At 62.1% G+C, this 16,366-nt stretch carries 12 protein-coding genes and 1 riboswitch; of the genes, 4 read left to right on the top strand and 8 right to left on the bottom strand.

Features of this window, described 5'->3' with window-relative positions; all coding sequences use genetic code 11:
- From HX899_RS21820 to HX899_RS21810, 3 genes are all read left to right on the top strand, one after another.
- The gene (locus HX899_RS21820) at nucleotides 1–786 is read left to right on the top strand and encodes a TSUP family transporter (RefSeq protein WP_181293540.1); all 786 of its coding nucleotides are present in this window, start codon (nucleotides 1–3) and stop codon (nucleotides 784–786) included.
- A gap of 109 nt (nucleotides 787–895) precedes the next feature.
- Complete coding sequence (locus HX899_RS21815) at nucleotides 896–1,261, top strand: nuclear transport factor 2 family protein (RefSeq protein ID WP_003540515.1); 366 nt, start codon at nucleotides 896–898, stop codon at nucleotides 1,259–1,261.
- Nucleotides 1,261–2,055 carry a helix-turn-helix domain-containing protein gene (locus tag HX899_RS21810; RefSeq protein ID WP_138390959.1) on the top strand — a complete coding sequence of 265 codons (795 nt, stop codon included), beginning with the start codon at nucleotides 1,261–1,263 and terminating at the stop codon, nucleotides 2,053–2,055. Before HX899_RS21815 ends, HX899_RS21810 begins: the two co-directional genes overlap by 1 nt.
- A gap of 5 nt (nucleotides 2,056–2,060) precedes the next feature.
- Here the strand turns inward: HX899_RS21810 and cobO are convergent, their stop codons facing one another.
- From cobO to cobU, 4 genes are read right to left on the bottom strand one after another with little or no spacing between them, the layout of a single operon-like run.
- The gene (gene cobO, locus HX899_RS21805) at nucleotides 2,061–2,711 is read right to left on the bottom strand and encodes a cob(I)yrinic acid a,c-diamide adenosyltransferase (protein WP_171598647.1); all 651 of its coding nucleotides are present in this window, start codon (nucleotides 2,709–2,711) and stop codon (nucleotides 2,061–2,063) included.
- A gap of 14 nt (nucleotides 2,712–2,725) precedes the next feature.
- Complete coding sequence (gene cobN, locus HX899_RS21800) at nucleotides 2,726–6,913, bottom strand: cobaltochelatase subunit CobN (RefSeq protein ID WP_181293375.1); 4,188 nt, start codon at nucleotides 6,911–6,913, stop codon at nucleotides 2,726–2,728.
- Between the two features lie 4 nt (nucleotides 6,914–6,917).
- Nucleotides 6,918–7,967 carry a cobalamin biosynthesis protein CobW gene (gene cobW / locus HX899_RS21795; RefSeq protein ID WP_181293374.1) on the bottom strand — a complete coding sequence of 350 codons (1,050 nt, stop codon included), beginning with the start codon at nucleotides 7,965–7,967 and terminating at the stop codon, nucleotides 6,918–6,920.
- A gap of 4 nt (nucleotides 7,968–7,971) precedes the next feature.
- Complete coding sequence (cobU, locus tag HX899_RS21790) at nucleotides 7,972–8,481, bottom strand: bifunctional adenosylcobinamide kinase/adenosylcobinamide-phosphate guanylyltransferase (protein ID WP_181293373.1); 510 nt, start codon at nucleotides 8,479–8,481, stop codon at nucleotides 7,972–7,974.
- Between the two features lie 376 nt (nucleotides 8,482–8,857).
- Nucleotides 8,858–9,255: riboswitch (cobalamin riboswitch) on the bottom strand.
- Between the two features lie 260 nt (nucleotides 9,256–9,515).
- Here cobU and HX899_RS21785 point away from each other — a divergent pair.
- Nucleotides 9,516–11,306, top strand: a complete 1,791-nt coding sequence (locus HX899_RS21785) for a chloride channel protein (protein WP_181293372.1) — start codon at nucleotides 9,516–9,518, stop codon at nucleotides 11,304–11,306.
- A gap of 28 nt (nucleotides 11,307–11,334) precedes the next feature.
- On the opposite strand, the gene HX899_RS21780 is transcribed toward HX899_RS21785, so the two are convergent.
- The 4 genes from HX899_RS21780 to HX899_RS21765 form a co-directional block, all read right to left on the bottom strand.
- Nucleotides 11,335–12,594, bottom strand: a complete 1,260-nt coding sequence (locus HX899_RS21780) for an adenylate/guanylate cyclase domain-containing protein (RefSeq protein ID WP_181293371.1) — start codon at nucleotides 12,592–12,594, stop codon at nucleotides 11,335–11,337.
- A 170-nt stretch (nucleotides 12,595–12,764) separates the two neighbouring features.
- Nucleotides 12,765–13,535 (bottom strand): SDR family oxidoreductase, encoded by a 771-nt coding sequence (locus tag HX899_RS21775; RefSeq protein ID WP_181293370.1) that lies wholly within the window; start codon nucleotides 13,533–13,535, stop codon nucleotides 12,765–12,767.
- A 258-nt stretch (nucleotides 13,536–13,793) separates the two neighbouring features.
- A complete protein-coding gene (locus HX899_RS21770; protein ID WP_138390951.1) occupies nucleotides 13,794–14,204 on the bottom strand; it encodes a hypothetical protein in 411 nt (136 codons plus the stop codon).
- A gap of 145 nt (nucleotides 14,205–14,349) precedes the next feature.
- Nucleotides 14,350–16,366: calcium-binding protein (locus tag HX899_RS21765; protein ID WP_181293539.1), on the bottom strand; the 2,017-nt coding region annotated here is incomplete at its 5' end.

The raw sequence follows: 16,366 nt of genomic DNA, 5'->3' as shown, positions 1-16,366 counted from the left end.
TTGCCCGATATCGCCTTCGATCTGCTTCTGCTGCTCTGCGCAGCGGCTTTCTTTGCCGGTTTCGTCGATTCTATTGCCGGCGGCGGCGGCCTCATCACCGTTCCCGTCATGCTGATCGCGGGCATTCCGCCGCTCCAGACCCTCGGCACCAACAAGGTGCAGTCCCTCTTCGGCGCCGCCTCGGCCACGATCGCCTACGCCCGCAAGGGCCATGTGCAGCTTGCGGAACAATTGCCGATGGCGCTGATGGCCATCATGGGCGGGGCGCTCGGCGCGGCACTCGCCACCATCGTTCCAGGCCAAGCGCTGCAGGCCATCATGCCGGTGCTCCTGGTGGCGATCGCCATCTTCTTCGCCGTCAAGCCGAACCTCAACGACCTCGACACGCACCGCCGCGTGACGCCCTTTACCTTCGGCCTGACGCTGGTACCTGTCATTGGCTTCTATGACGGCGTCTTCGGCCCCGGCACGGGCTCCTTCTTCATGCTGGCCTTCGTCACGCTCGCCGGCTTCGGCATGCTGAAGGCGACGGCCCACACCAAGCTTCTCAATCTCGGCTCGAATTTCGGCGCGCTGATCGTCTTCGCAAGCTTCGGGGCAATACTCTGGAAGATCGGCCTGTTGATGGGTGCCTGCCAGTTCCTCGGCGCGCAGCTGGGCTCGCGGTTTGCCATGCGCATCGGCGCAAAGCTCATCAAGCCGCTGCTCGTGATCGTCTGCGTCGCCCTTGCGGTAAAGCTGCTCGCCGACCCGGCAAATCCGCTGCGTGTCTGGCTCGGCGTCTGACCGAACCCTCGACCATCTTCCATTACCTCTGACGTAATTGATAAGATGCATCGCCTTCCCGCATGATCGAGCTGCCTGGAATTGACGGGCGATCAAAGGAGATGACCTGATGAACGACGCAAACACCAACGCAGAGCGCTATCTCGCCATCTGGAATGAGACGGACGCCGCCCGCCGCCGCGCTCTCATCGCCGAGAGCTGGAGCAAAGCCGCCACCTATATCGACCCACTGATGCGCGGCGAAGGCCATGAGCAGATCAATTCGCTGGTCGAGGCGGTGCAAAGCCGCTTCCCCGGCTTCCGCTTCGCCCTGATCGGAGCGGCCGACGGCTACGGCGACAACCTGCGCTTCTCCTGGGGCCTCGGCCCGGAAAACGGCGATGCGTTAATCAAGGGCACGGATTTCGCCGAACTCGAAGGCGGCAAGCTGAAATCCGTCCGCGGTTTCATAGATTTGCTGCCGGAAGCCGCCTGATGACGCCGACCGCCCGCTCCCTTGGAGACCATCTGCGCGAATGGCGCCAGCGCCGCCGCATGAGCCAGCTCGACCTCGCGCTGGAGGCGGAGATCTCGCAGCGGCATCTGAGCTTCATCGAGAGCGGGCGCTCGACACCGAGCCGCGACATGCTGCTGCATCTTGCCGAACGGCTCGACGTGCCCCTTCGCGATCGGAACCCGCTGCTGCTCGCGGCGGGTTTCGCTCCTGTTTTTGCCGAACGCGCGCTCGACGATCCTGCACTGGAACCGGCCCGTCGCGCCATCGACATGGTGCTGAAAGGGCACGAGCCCTTCCCAGCAATTGCCGTCGACCGCCATTGGACACTCATCGCAGCCAATGCGGCCATCGCTCCGCTGCTCTCAGCCGTTGCCGACCAGTCCCTGCTCACGCCGCCCGTCAACGTACTGCGCCTCAGCCTGCATCCACAAGGATTGGCGCCCCATATCAAAAACCTCTCCGAGTGGCGCGCCCACCTTATCGGCAGGCTGCGCCAACAGTTCTCGGCTTCGGGTGATCCAATGCTGGACAAGCTTTTGAAGGAGTTGCTGTCCTATCCAGCGCCTAAAACTGCTGGCGAGGTCCATGCCGACTATGCCGGCATCGCTGTTCCCCTTCAGCTTTCGACCAAGGCCGGCTTGCTTTCGCTGATCTCGACAACGACGGTCTTCGGCACCCCCGTCGACATCACTTTGTCGGAACTCGCGGTCGAATCCTTCTTCCCGGCAGACGACGAAACGGCCGCCATCCTGCGCAGCCTCGCGCTCAACTGACCGTCTCAGAACTCCACGCCCGGTTGACCCTTGATGCCGGAGCGGAAGGGGTGTTTGACGAGCTCCATCTCGGTTACCAGATCGGCGATTTCGATCAATTCTTCCTTCGCGTTGCGCCCCGTCAGCACGACATGCGTCATATGGGGCTTCTCGCTCTTCAGAAAGGCGACGACTTCGTTGAAGTCGAGATAGTCATAGCGCAACGCGATATTGATCTCGTCGAGCAGCACCATGGAATTGCGCTCGTCGCGGATCAGTTCCTTGGCCTTTTCCCAAGCGGCCGCCGCTGCGGCGACATCGCGGGCGCGGTCCTGCGTTTCCCAGGTGAAACCCTCGCCCATCGTGTGGAACTGGCAGAGATCGGAGAAATGCTTCTCGATCAGGTCGCGCTCGCCGGTCCACATCGCGCCCTTGATGAACTGCACGACGGCTGACGGCTTGCCATGGGCGATGTGGCGGAAGATCATACCAAAGGCAGACGAGGACTTGCCCTTGCCCTTGCCGGTATGGACGATGATCAGCCCCTTGCCATCCGTCTTGGTGGCCATGATCTTGTCGCGCGCGGCCTTCTTCTTCGCCATCTTCTCGGCATGGCGCGCATCGTCTTTTCCGGTTTCGTTTCCCGGGATCTCGTTCTCTGGTGCTTCGTCGCTCATTGGTTCACCTCATTCTATTGTCTGGCGGCCAGGTCGAACCGGGCCGAATTGCTGCGCGGCGTCCAGAGGCTGCGGTCGATTGCTTCGCTGAGCCGCTCCCTCATCTCGTCGAATGCCGCCGGGTTCTTCTCGATCATGAAGTCACGCACGGCCGGATCGGTGACAAAGGCCTGGTAGACGGCCTCGAAATGGTGTTCGCCGACCGCGCCCGTCGTCGCCGAAAAGGCGAAGAGATAATCGACGGTGGCGGCGATCTCGGCGGCACCCTTGTAGCCGTGGCGCATGACGCCCGCGATCCATTTCGGATTGACGACACGCCCGCGCACGACGCGGCCGATTTCCTCTTCCAGCGAGCGGATCACCGGCTTTTCCGGCCTGGAATGGTCGTTGTGATAGATCGAGGGACGCGCGCCGGCGAGCTGCTCGGCGGCGGCGGCCATGCCGCCCTCGAATTGATAGTAGTCGTCGCTATCGAGCAGATCGTGCTCGCGATTGTCCTGGTTCTGGATAACAGCCTGCACCGAGCGCAGCCGCTCCTCGAACAAGCCGCGTTCGGCCTTGCCCTCCTCGCCGGCACCATAGGCATAGCTGCCCCAGACGAGATAGGCCTCGGCGAGATCGGCGCGCCGCTCCCAGCCCTTTTCGTCGATCAGTGCCTGCAGCCCGGCGCCATAGGCGCCGGGCTTCGAGCCGAAAACGCGGTAACCCGCCCGGCGCCTTGCCGCGACTTCGTCAAGACCGGCAGCCGCAAGCCTTGCCGCTTCGCCACGCATGCGCGTCGCGATCGGATTGTCGACCTCGTCCTCTTCAAGCGCGCCCACGGCACGGATCGCCTTGTCGAACAGCGCGATCTGCTCGGGAAAGGCATCACGGAAGAAGCCGGAAATCCGGAGCGTCACGTCGACGCGCGGCCGCCCGAGCATTGCCGGCGGAATGATCTCGTAGCCGGTGACACGGCGCGAGCTCATGTCCCAGAGCGGCTTGACGCCGATCAGCGCCAGCGCCTGGGCGATATCATCGCCGCCCGTGCGCATGTTCGACGTGCCCCAGGCCGTCAGCCCGAAGGAGACAGGCCATTCGCCGTGATCCTGCACATAGCGGCGCACCAGCAGCTCCGCTGATTTCTTACCGAGCTCGTAGGCGGCCGGCGTCGGCACCGCACGGCTGTCGACCGAGTAGAAATTCCGTCCGGTCGGCAGTACGTCAGGACGCCCGCGCGTCGGCGCACCGGAGGGGCCGGGTGCGACAAAGTGGCCGTCGAGGCCCTTGAGCAGACCCTCGATTTCGGCGGGGCCGCAAGCGAGAATGGAAGGTTTGAGGCGGGTTTCAATCTCGGAGACTACCAACCCGGTTTGAGACCAGAGGGCTGGGCACTCTATCTCGCCGGAGACGAACTTTGCAGCGAGCAGTTCGATGCGCTCGACGGTGTCTCCGTTGGTCCGCCATGGGGCGTCAAGAATATCTGCGAGGATATCAGGACGTGGGCCGGTCCAGACGGCGGCCATGTCACAATCGAGAGGGTCGAAGATGGAGGCGCCCCCCTCTGTCCTGCCGGACATCTCCCCCACAAGGGGGGAGATCGAGGATGAGAGGCCTCGCTCAATCTCATGCGTCGAAGCTGCGGCATCTTCAAACAGTTCTTTTTCGGGAAGCCCAAGCCACTTGCCGATCTCCCCCCTTGTGGGGGAGATGTCCGGCAGGACAGAGGGGGGTATCCCCCCCACGCCGCCGCCCAATCTAGCATCCGCCGCGATCGCCCGCTGCAAACTTGCATCCCCACCCTCACCCAGCCCGCGCGGCACCCGCGCCAAAGCCACGGTGAGGTCCGTCAGCAACCGCCCTTCGGGCGAAACGCCGAACACATGCAGTCCATCGCGGATCTGCATTTCCTTGAGGTCGCAGAGATAGGCGTCGAGCTTCTTCAGCGCCTCGCCCTCGCTTTCGCCCTTGGCAATCCCGGCATCCCGGTCGAGGCCGATATCGGTGACAAGATCGAGGATCTGACGGCTGAGCAGACGAATGCGGCGGGGATCGCCGCCGGAGGCCTCGTAATATTCGTCGACCAGCGCCTCCAGATCCTTCAGCGGCCCGTAGCTCTCGGCCCGCGTCAAAGGCGGCGTCAGGTGGTCAATGATGACGGCAGCACTGCGGCGCTTGGCCTGCGTACCCTCGCCCGGATCGTTGACGATGAAGGGATAGAGATGCGGCAGCGGCCCGAGGATCGCCTCGGGATAGCAGCTTTCCGACAGCGCCAGCGCCTTGCCCGGCAGCCATTCGAGATTGCCGTGTTTGCCCATATGGATGACGGCATGGGCGCCGAACGCGCGGCGCAGGAAAGCGTAGAAGGCGAGATAACCGTGCGGCGGCACGAGATCCGGCGAATGATAGCTCTCTTTCGGGTCGATATTATAGCCGCGCGCCGGCTGGATGCCGACGAGCACATCGCCGAAACGGGCGAAAGGCAGGGCGAAGACGCCTTCGCGAAAATACGGATCATCTTCGGGATCGCCCCAGCGGGCTCTCACCTCATCCTGAATCTTATTGGGAAGAGATTCCAGGAAGCCGTTGTAGCGACTCAGGGAAAGCGTCTCGCGGATGATCTTTCCGTCGGAACCGGAATTAGTCGGCCCTTCCATCAGATGCCGTATCAGCGCGTCGCCGTCGGCCGCAATCTCGGCGGCCGGATACCCCGCCGCCCGCATAGCCTTCAGCACCTCGATGGTCCCGGCCGGCGTATCGAGTCCAACGCCGTTACCGAGCCGACCGTCGCGGTTTGGATAATTCGCCATGACGAGCGCAATGCGCCGGTCGCCGGCTGATGTCTTCCGCAGCCGCGCCCAGTTGGCGGCGAGCTCCGCCGTGTAGCGCACCCGGCCAGCATCCGGTTCGCTGGCGACAATATTCGTCTCGACGGCAGCATCGTAGCGCGCCGCCGTCTTGAAGGAGATCGCCCGCGACAGCACCCGGCCATCGACTTCAGGCAGCGCCACGTTCATACCGAGATCGCGCGCCGACAGGCCTTGCGAGGAAGCCGCCCATGCCTCCCTCGACGAGGCCGACAGGATCGCCTGCAACACGACTGCCTCGTTCGCTTCCAACACCGTCGGCTGCCGGTCCGCACCCGGTGCCGAGACGGCAAAGCCGGTCGTGTTGATGACGACATCGGGTTTCAGCACCGAAAACACGCTTTCGAGAATGCCTGTGGAGATGGGATCCTTGAGACTATAGGCAAAGACCGGCAGCGGGCGCAGGCCGAGTGTCGTCAGCGCTCCGATGAGAGCTTCTATCGGCCCCGTCTCGCCGCTCTGCACCAAGGCGCGGTAGAAGCTGATGGCGACGATGGGGGAAGATGTGGGTTCGAATCCCATCTTCTCTGCCGAGTTTGAGATACCCCCCTCTGTCCTGCCGGACATCTCCCCCACAAGGGGGGAGATCGAGGATGAGAGGTCTCGTTCCATATCCTCTGCAGAAGGTGCCGCGTCTTCAAGCGTTTCTTTTGTGGGAAGCCCAAGCGACTTGCCGATCTCCCCCCTTGTGGGGGAGATGTCCGGCAGGACAGAGGGGGGTGTCCCTAGCTCAACCGACAAACGGACAGCCACACGCGAAGACACCACGGCAGCAGAAACCAGCCGCCACTCCTCAACCCCGATCAGTCCACGCCCCGGCCACCAGATACCGGCTTTCATCAAAGGTGCCGCCGGTGCCGGCTTCTCCGTGCCTGCCAACATCGCCCCGGCATAATCGAGAAAGGCCCGCGCATTGGCATCGCCGCCCTCAATCAGATAGGCCCAGAGCGCGTTGAGATCGTCGAGATCAATATTGGAGAAAGGCACAAGCCCCGCATCCGGCTTAGCATCGCCCGGCAACACCGCAATCAGCGCCCCGGCGCGGGACGCTGCCGCATGCAGCGCTTCCAGCGCATAATGGAAATAGCTGGCGCCCCCGAGCGCCCGCACGACAATCAACTTGGCATGCCGCGCGGTGCGCTCGACATAGGTGTCGACAGACATCGGATGCTTCAGGCTCATCAGGCTGGCGAGCCGCAGCGAAGGCCCCGCCCCACGGTCGCGATGGGCGGCCGCGATCGCGGCAAGCTCGCTGTCGGCAGCCGACAGGAAAAGGATTTCGCCCGGCGTCTGCCCGAGATCGATTGCCTCCTCGCCGTCGCTGATCGTTCCCTGCTGGGCCAGAAGCAGATGCATCGGGTTACGCCAGCGCTTCGATCGCCGCCCTCACAGCGCCCTGATCCATCTCGTGCAGGCCGATGACGACAAGGCGCGTGGCGCGCTTTTCGCTTGGCGTCCAGGCGCGGTCGAAATAGTGATCGATGCGGCTGCCGACGGCCTGGAGCTGCAGGCGCATAGGCTTGCCTGACACATCGACGAAACCCTTGAGGCGCAGCACGTCATGGGCGGCAATGATGCTCTTCAGCGCTTCGACGAAGCCGACGGGATCGGCAATCGGTCCGAGCTCGACGACGAAGCTGTCGAATTCGTCATGGTCGTGCGGCGCGCCGTCCTCGTGCTCCAGCTCGTGATGCGACTTGCGATTGGCGACATCGTCCTCTGTGCCGATGCCGAGACCGAGCAGGATACCGGCCGACACTTCGCCGTTCTTCGCTTCGATCATCACGGGCTTGCGCACCGTGCGGGAGGCGACCTCGTCGCGCACCCTGATAAGGCCGGCAGCGTCGATCAGGTCTGTCTTGTTGAGCACGATGAGGTCGGCGCAGGTAAGCTGGTCCTCGAACAGCTCCTCGATCGGGCTTTCGTGATCGAGCGACTCGTCCTCGGCGCGGCGCGCATCGACAGCATCATGGTCATCGGCAAAACGCCCGGCGGCGACGGCGGCGCTATCGACCACCGTGATGACGCCGTCGACAGTCACCTGCGTGCGGATATCAGGCCAGTTGAAGGCGGCGACCAGCGGCTGCGGCAAAGCAAGGCCCGAAGTCTCGATGACGATATGGTCGGGCCTCTGCTCGCGCTCGAGCAGCTTCGTCATCGTCGGAATGAAGTCGTCCGCAACGGTGCAGCAGATGCAGCCATTGGTCAGCTCGATGATATCGTCCTCGGTGCAATTCTCCGCACCGCAGCCCTTCAGCACGTCGCCGTCGACGCCGAGATCGCCGAATTCGTTGATGATCAACGCAATCTTCTTGCCGCCGGCATTGGTGAGCAGGTTGCGGATCATCGTCGTCTTGCCGGCGCCGAGGAAGCCGGTGATGACGGTTGCGGGAATCTTCTGCTGGTTCATAGACTTAACCCTTCATTTTCAGCGGCAGGCCTGCCGCGATGAAATAAACTTCGGCGGCCTTCGCCGCGATCGATTGGTGCAGCCGGCCGGCATGATCGCGAAAATCCCGCGCCATGCGATTGTCGGGCACGATACCGAGACCGACCTCGTTGGAAACGAAAACGAGCCGCGCCTTCGCGGCGGGCAGGAAATCGGCAAGGGCTGCAAATTCCGCCGCCATATTCCGCTCCTCCATCATCAGATTGGTGACCCAGAGCGTCAGGCAATCGACCAGCACGATGCCCCCTTCGCCGTCTATGGCGGCGAGTTTACCGACCAGATCGAGCGGCTCTTCATGCGTTGTCCAGGACGGACCCCGGTCGGCCTTGTGTTGGGTGATGCGCGCCTGCATCTCCTCGTCCCAGGCACGCCCGGTCGCGACATAGTGACGGTCGAGGCCGGTCGCTGTGACGAGGGATTCGGCGAAACGGGATTTGCCGGAGCGTGCGCCGCCGAGGATGAAGGTGGCGGTCATACTCAAACGCCCCTCGGGGAGAGTGCGTAGTCGTGGCTTGCTCCGAATGCACCTTTCTCGGCTACTGAGGGTGTGACGCCCCCCTCTGTCCTGCCGGACATCTCCCCCACAAAGGGGGAGATTGAATCGCCGAGAGCTTTTCTCCAAACAATTGATGTAGGACGACGGTCGTGCTGCTTGCCGATCTCCCTCCTTGTGGGGGAGATGTCCGGCAGGACAGAGGGGGGTACCCAGCATTCGACATAAGCGGCCGAAAACACTCCTCTTGCAGCGCTGCTTGGAGGCGTGGCGTGCGCCGCACCAAGCCGCGCCGAATTCAATCGTTCAGCCAAGACAACCTCCGTGCTGGCAACGGGCATAATACCCAGGTGTGGGCTTCTCGCCCGGCACGCATGGCAGGTCTCCTGGCTCGCGGTTATCGGCCGCGATCGGGGCAGACCGGAAACCGGTCGCCCTGATCGTGCCAGCGGATCATCCTCGCCTTCCCGGCTGCATTAGTGAAAAGGTGGACGATTCGTAGACTTGAGAGGCGTCCGACCCCGGTTGATCACCATGCATATCCAGTGGCTTTTCCGGCATGTCGCCCATCCCGCCCGCCTGCATTATTGCAAGCCGCCGGCCGGAAGGGCCTGATGCCGGATGGAAGACCCTGACCGCTCTACAGTCGCGGGGTCGGCTGTGATGAAGGCGCCCGGCTTGGGTCCGCCCCTTCACATTCCCTTTTCATCCGGAAGGGCGCAACACCGATCCGGAACCATCCGTTATGTCAGGATGGTCAGTCGACCATCCGTTATCGGGATGGTTAGGCAAGCGCAGGGATGAAGTCAACCGGCCTTGGCGGCCACCCGATCGCTGGTTCCGAGATGCGGCTACTCAAACACGACTTACCCCATCTAAAATATCGTCATTTATCAGAGACTTACTTCATCGAAATTTGTTCCAACCGCCGGCTTTTCGCCGCAATTGCATCGCAAGCGGACTGCGCGACCATCTCCGCCCCTTGACCGGGCCTCTCCCCGCCTAGTTGTCTAGCCATGCTTATGAAATTGGATCGGCGCCGTTTCCGCGCGCTGCGTGTTTTCTTCGATCCGGGACGCCTGCGGGCGCTGGCCCGCCGTAGCGAGGTCGGCCTGTCGCTGGCAGGCGCCGTCGTCGGCGTCATCTCAGGTCTCGCCGTCACCGGCATGAGCTACGTCTCCAACGAGCTGCATCAGCTGGTCTTCGGCATCGCCGACAGCGAACGGTTGAGCTCGTCCGAGATCGAGAACAAGCTGCTGCTGCTCACCGCCCCGGTTATCGGCGGCGCTCTGCTCGGCCTGTTGCTTCTAGTGCTGGCGAAACGCCGCAAGAAACCGATGGTCGACCCGATCGAGGCCAATGCGCTGCATGGCGGCCGCCTGTCCTTGACCGACAGCATCATCGTTGCCGTGCAGAACCTGATCTCCAACGGTTTCGGCGCCTCGGTCGGACTGGAGGCCGGCTATACCCAGCTTGCCGCCGGGCTCGCGTCGAAATTCGGCCTGAAGCTGCAGCTTCGCCGCTCGGACCTGCGCACCCTTGTTGGCTGCGGCGCGGCGGGCGCCATCGCCGCCGCCTTCAACGCGCCGCTGACCGGCGCTTTCTATGCTTTCGAGCTGATCATCGGCACCTATACGATCGTCTCGCTGACTCCCGTCGTCGTCTCCGCCCTTGTCTCCACCCTGATCGCAAGGCTGCTTGCGGGTAGCGATTTCACCATCGATATCGGCAGCTTCGGCTCGGTCGTGCCGGCCGATTATATCCCAGCACTTCTGCTCGGCGCTTTCTGCGCCGGTGTGGGCATCCTGATCATGCAGGGCGTCGCCTTTGTCGAGGAGCTGGCGCGCAAGAGTTCGATCGCCCCACCCTTCCGCCCGGCGCTTGGCGGCATCATCGTCGGGCTGCTGGCGATGATCTCGCCTCAGGTGCTCTCGGCCGGCCACGGCGCGCTGCATCTCAACCTTTCCCATGAGGTGGCGATCCCGACGCTGATCGGCCTCTTCCTCTTGAAATCCTTCGCCTCGGCGATCTCGATCGGCTCCGGCTTCAGGGGCGGGCTGTTCTTCGCCTCACTGTTCATGGGCGCCCTGCTCGGCAAACTCTTCGCCTATTGCGGCCCCTATTTCGCCGATGCGACGCTGACGCCCGTCATCTATGCCGTGGTCGGCATGAGTTCGCTTGCCGTCGCCGTCATCGGCGGGCCGCTGACCATGACGTTCCTGGCGCTTGAAATCACCGGCGATTTTCCGATCACGGCGCTGGTACTCGCTGCCGTCATAACCTCCTCGCTCGTCGTGCGCTCGACCTTCGGCTACTCCTTCGCCACATGGCGCTTCCACCTGCGCGGCGAAAGCATCCGCAGCGCCCACGACGTCGGCTGGATCCGCAACCTGACCGTCGACAAGCTGATGCGTGCCGACGTCAAGACGGCAAGGGCGGGCATCTCTCTGGAGGAATTCAAGCAGGCCTTTCCGATCGGCTCGACCCAGCGCGTCATCCTCGTCGAGGAGAGCGACAAATATGCAGGCCTCGTGCTGGTGCCGGAGATCTACGCCAACCCAACCGACGCGCAGGACGAGGGCAAGGCGCTTGCCGATTTTATCCACTACCGCAACGATTTCCTGCAGCCGCAGATGAATGCCAGGCAGGCGGCGGCGATCTTCGACAAGAGCGAAAGCGAAGCGCTCGCCGTCGTCAACAACCTGATCGAACGCAAAGTGATCGGCCAGCTCAGCGAAAGCTATACGCTGCGCCGCTACAGCGAAGAACTCGACCGCCGCCGCCGCGAGGTCTCAGGCGAGATCTGAGCGTCGTCGCGCCGATCGGATCGACGCTTCAGGATACGGCGTCGGCGAGCTTGAACACGTTTACCGCTTTCGAAACCCCGCGCAATTCGAAGGATCCCAGACATTCGTTGGCAACGGCGCAGGTGACGGCGAAGCTTTCCGACATCAGAAGATGATGGCCGAGCGTGCCGCAGAGTTTTTCGAGGCGCGAGGCCTCATTGACGGCGCTGCCGATCACCGTGAAATCAAGCCTGCCGCGTGCGCCGATATTTCCATAGAAGACCTCGCCGAGATGCAGCACGACATCGACGCCGATGTCAGGACCTCCATCATTCCTCCGCTGACTGTTCAAAGCCTTGTTGGCTTCTAGAATATTCCGTGCGGAAGCCAGTGCGGCCATGCAGGCCTTTTGCGGATCTTCAGCATCGGTCGGAAAGATCGCCAGCACGCTGTCGCCCATGAACTTGAGGATCTCGCCGGAATTCTCCTCGACATGCCGGCCGATCAGCTCGAAATGCTCGTCCAGAAATCCGGCAATTTCGCCTGGCTGATAAACTTCGGTCAACGCTGTGAAATTCCTGAGATCCGCAAGCAGGATCGCAGCATTGATGGAGCCACCCTTTCCTCTCTGGATCTCGCCTGCAAGGATGCGCGCGCTTGTCTTGGCGCCTGTATAGACGGCAAGGATATCCGATGCGGTTTTCGATGCCGCGATGCGGTAGCAAGCCAGCCCCAACGCCGGGAAGAGCTTCGCGACGATCGCCAGTTGATCATCAGAAAATCCGCCCGGCCTGTCGCTTGTGAGAGACAGACTGACCCCGCGCAACGCAGCCTCCTTCGGAAACTCCAGCAGGCTCACCAGATGATCCGTGCCGCCACCATGCGCGAATTCCGCAAGCTGCGGGTAGTTATCGACACCCTCACCCTTGGCGATGTTCCATCGACCTGACGTTTCGCCACGACCCAAAAGAAAATAGATCGGGGTCTTCTCGAAACTCAGCACTGCCGCACTGCCATATTCGGCATTCTCGATAGTGGTCGCACCGCCGCGCACGAAATTGGCAGAGACGCCGCCATACATGGGATGAATAGACGGCATTGAGATGCTTCCCCGCCAGATCGGAAAGCCATCCGCGATCAGCCGATCGCACAATCCAGCTATCAGCTCGCCAATATGCTCGGCTGTGATTCCATGTTCTATAAGCCACTGAATATGATTGTTAATTTCCGAACCTCCAAATGACCGACGCAGTTTATGGTTGGAAATCGGGCAAATGGACGGCGATGACCAACCGGGGCGGCGCCACATCAACCAATAGTCGAGTCAGGCAGATATTTCTAGTCACCGACTCCGGCAACGACAACCACAGGGCAGGCTAAGAAGGAATGGTACCTGCCGTTGCCGTTATTGCCTGCCGACGAGAAGCGGTGGAGAGTGCGGCAGAAATGAAAGACGGTGCCGCAGCACCTGCGGATATCTCACATCCTGACCGTCATGCCGCCGTCCACCGTCAGCACGTGGCCGTTGACGAAGGAAGCGGCGGCGCTTGCCAGAAACAGCGCCGCGCCGGCGATCTCGTCCGGCCGTCCCCAGCGCTGGACCGGGATGCGCTGGCGCACGAAGGGCATCAATTCCTCGTTCGCAGCCATCGCCGCGTTCGTCTCGGTGGCAAACCAGCCGGGCGCAATTGCGTTGCTGGTGATGCCGTGCGGGCCGAATTCGACCGCCATGCCGCGCATCAGTCCGGTCAGGCCCTGCTTGGCTGCCGGATAGACGCAGTCACCGGGCATGACGACATGGCCGCTGATCGAGGTCACCGCGATCAGCCGGCCGTGATTGCGTCGCTTCATCAACACGGCAGCGTCACGCGAAAGCGTTATCGCCGCCGCCAGGTCGGTGCGCAGCAGCTCGATGATCGCATCATCGTCGAATTCGGCCAGGGGCCGCCTGTCGCGAGCGCCGACATTGTTGATCAAAATGTCGAGACGACCATGGATTTTGTCGATATCGGCCATCGCAGCACGCTGTGCCTCGCGGTCGGCGATATCGAATGCGGCCGCCTCAGCCGTGCCGCCCGCGGCACGGATGGTCTTTACGGCGCCTTCCAGCGTCGCCGCCGTGCGTCCGTTGACGATGACATGCGCGCCGGCCTCGGCAAGGGCGCGCGCCATCTCGAAGCCCAGACCACGCCCGCCGCCGGTCACCAGCGCCACCTGACCTGCCAGTGAAAATCTGTCCAATATGCTCATGATTTTCGTCGCTCTCGACCTCGTCCATCGCTGCAATTAATGGACTCAGTCAACTAATTTGGCAATAGCAGAACGAGATGTTATGCTGTGGCATCAGGAGGTCTGGCTTGGCTCCCTCTTCTCCCCAGCGGGGTCCGAAGGACGGGTTGAGACCCGCGGCTCGACCCAGGTCGGTGGCCCAAGGGTCGGATGGTCGGCCACGTCGGTGGCGCGGAAGGCCGGCCCTTGGCAATAGCGGGTATCTCGATCGAGATAAATTCACCGAACAACGTTGAATTCAAGCTCGAGGTCGAATACTCGACCATTGCCGTAGGACTCCCGGACCGTTGCCTTGTCCATTCCCACGTAGCCAGGCGCGGAGGTGTAATAGGAGACCACGCCGCCGGTTTTTATCCCATTGCATTTCGCTGCCTCGCCCTTGGCGTTCGGATAAACATCCTGAACCACGAGGTCGATCTTGCCATGGGCTGGCGGCGTCATCACGCGAACGTTCGGTGGCGTATCGGCGCTGCAGTCACGCTTCACATGCCAGGCTTGATGCAGGCGTGTGCGTTCCCCGCTGACCGCGGTGAACCGATGGCTTGCTTCTTTAATGCCGCCGGAGACGGTTGAGCAACTGGCCAACGATAAACCGAGTGCGACGGGAAAGAAGGCGGCGAACTTAAACATGCGACTGTGAACTCCTTCACTCAATGCTGCTCTCGATAACTACGCTCGGAATTCAGGGCAACTTGGTGAGGCATTTGGCCGCGCGCTCCACTGCACTCGATAGACCAGCCAGGTTCTGACATGCCGGATGATTGCCCCTTCCTCCTCACAGGAACTGAACGTTCGCCGGCTGCAGGCTCGCAACCGTCACGTTCTTGAGGATGATCTTGTCGTCCGAGTCTGCCGTGATGATCATGTCGCTGCCCGATTGTGTGGAGGCAGCCAAAAGATGCGCCCAGTCGGCGAAGACCGAGCTATCGACAGCGAGCACATCGTGGGCAGTTCCGGAAGCGGTAAAGCCCACGATCGTATCTATGCCACCGTTGGCGCCATAGGCGAACGTGTCCGCAGCCGCGCCGCCGATCAAGATGTCGTCACCCCCACCACCTGACAGTCGATTGGCGCCGCTGCCGCCGGTTATGACATTATCGAGCGCGTTGCCGGTGCCGGTGAACGCCGCCGTTCCGGTATAGGTCAGGTTTTCGACATTCGATCCAAGCGTATAGCTCGTCAGAGACGTCTTGACCGTATCGGTTCCTTCGCCGGCATTCTCGACGATGATGTCGCCAATATTGTCGGCGACATAAATGTCATTTCCGGTACCACCCGTCAGCGTATCGGCGCCGGTTCCACCATCAAGCGTGTCATTGCCCGACCCGCCCGAGATGACGTTCGCAGACGCATTTCCGGTTCCCACGAAATCCGAGGAACCGGTATAGACGAGGTTCTCGACATTCGTGAGCGAGGCCAGAGTATAGCTGGCGAGCGCCGTCTTGATCGTATCAATCCCGGCGTTGGCAGCTTCGGTGACCACATCGCCGGCTTTGTCGACGATGTAGGTATCATTGCCCGCACCGCCGATCAGCGTATCGATGCCGGCTCCCCCATCCAGGACATCGTTGCCAACGCCGCCGGTAATCGTATTGGCAAGCTCATTGCCCGTCCCCATGAAATCAGCGGCCCCGGTATAGGTGAGGTTTTCGACATTGCTGATTGCGGCCAGCGAGTAGCTGGCAAGCACCGTCTTGATCGTATCGGTCCCGGCTCCGGCATTTTCGATGATCACGTCGTTCAGGCTGTCAACGATGAACGTGTCGTTGCCAAAGCCGCCCATCAATGTGTCGTCACCGGCGCCACCATCCAGAATGTTTACACCATCGCCACCCCTGATGACGTTATTCAGCGCGTTGCCTGTGCCGTTAAACGCCGCCGTCCCGGTGTAGGTCAGGTTCTCAACATCGGCGACGCCTGCCAATGAATAGGTCGCAAGCGTTGTGAAGATCGTATCGCTTCCCTCGCCGGCATTTTCCGTCACCACGTCGCCGACATTGTCCACCACATAGTCATCGTCGCCGATGCCGCCAATCAGATGATCGGCTCCCGCCCCACCGTCGAGGAAATCATCACCGCCACCGCCAACAAGCGTATCGGCGCCGGCGCCGCCCGTCAGCGTGTTGCTGAGCTCGTTGCCGGTCCCTGTGAAGGCGGCAGTCCCGGTATAGGTGAGGAACTCGACATTGGCCCCGAGTGTATAGCTTGTGAGCGCTGTCTTGATGGTGTCCATGCCTTCGCCGATATTCTCGACGACGATGTCGCCGGCATTGTCGACGACATAAATGTCGTCACCGGTGCCGCCGATCAGCGTGTCGGTACCGGCTCCGCCGTCGAGCGTGTCATTGCCGGCTCCACCGGTGATGATGTTCGCAGACGCATTGCCGGTGCCGGTGAAGGCTGCGGTTCCGGTGTAGGTCAGGTTCTCGACATTGGCGAGCGCGGCCAGCGAATAGGTCGCCAGGCTCGTTCTGATCGTGTCGGTGCCCTCGCCGGCATTCTCGGTCACCACGTCGCTGGCATTGTCGACGACATAGGTATCGTCGCCCGTGCCTCCGATCAGCTTGTCGGCACCAACCCCGCCGTCGAGCGTGTCGTTGCCGGCCCCACCCGTCAGCGCGTCGGCGCCGGCACCGCCGGTGATCATGTTGTCGAGACCGTTGCCTGTGCCTGCAAAAGCCGCAGCGCCGGTATAGACGAGGTTCTCGACATTGGCAGCCAGCGTGTAGCTGGCAAGCGAGGTCCTGACCGTGTCGATGCCCTCGCCTGTATTCTCCGTCACCACGTCGCCG

The organism is Rhizobium sp. WYCCWR 11146, from assembly GCF_013591995.1.
Lineage (GTDB): Bacteria > Pseudomonadota > Alphaproteobacteria > Rhizobiales > Rhizobiaceae > Rhizobium > Rhizobium indicum.
Note: the sequence above shows the minus strand (reverse complement) of the source record. Positions and strands in the feature narration are given on the sequence as shown.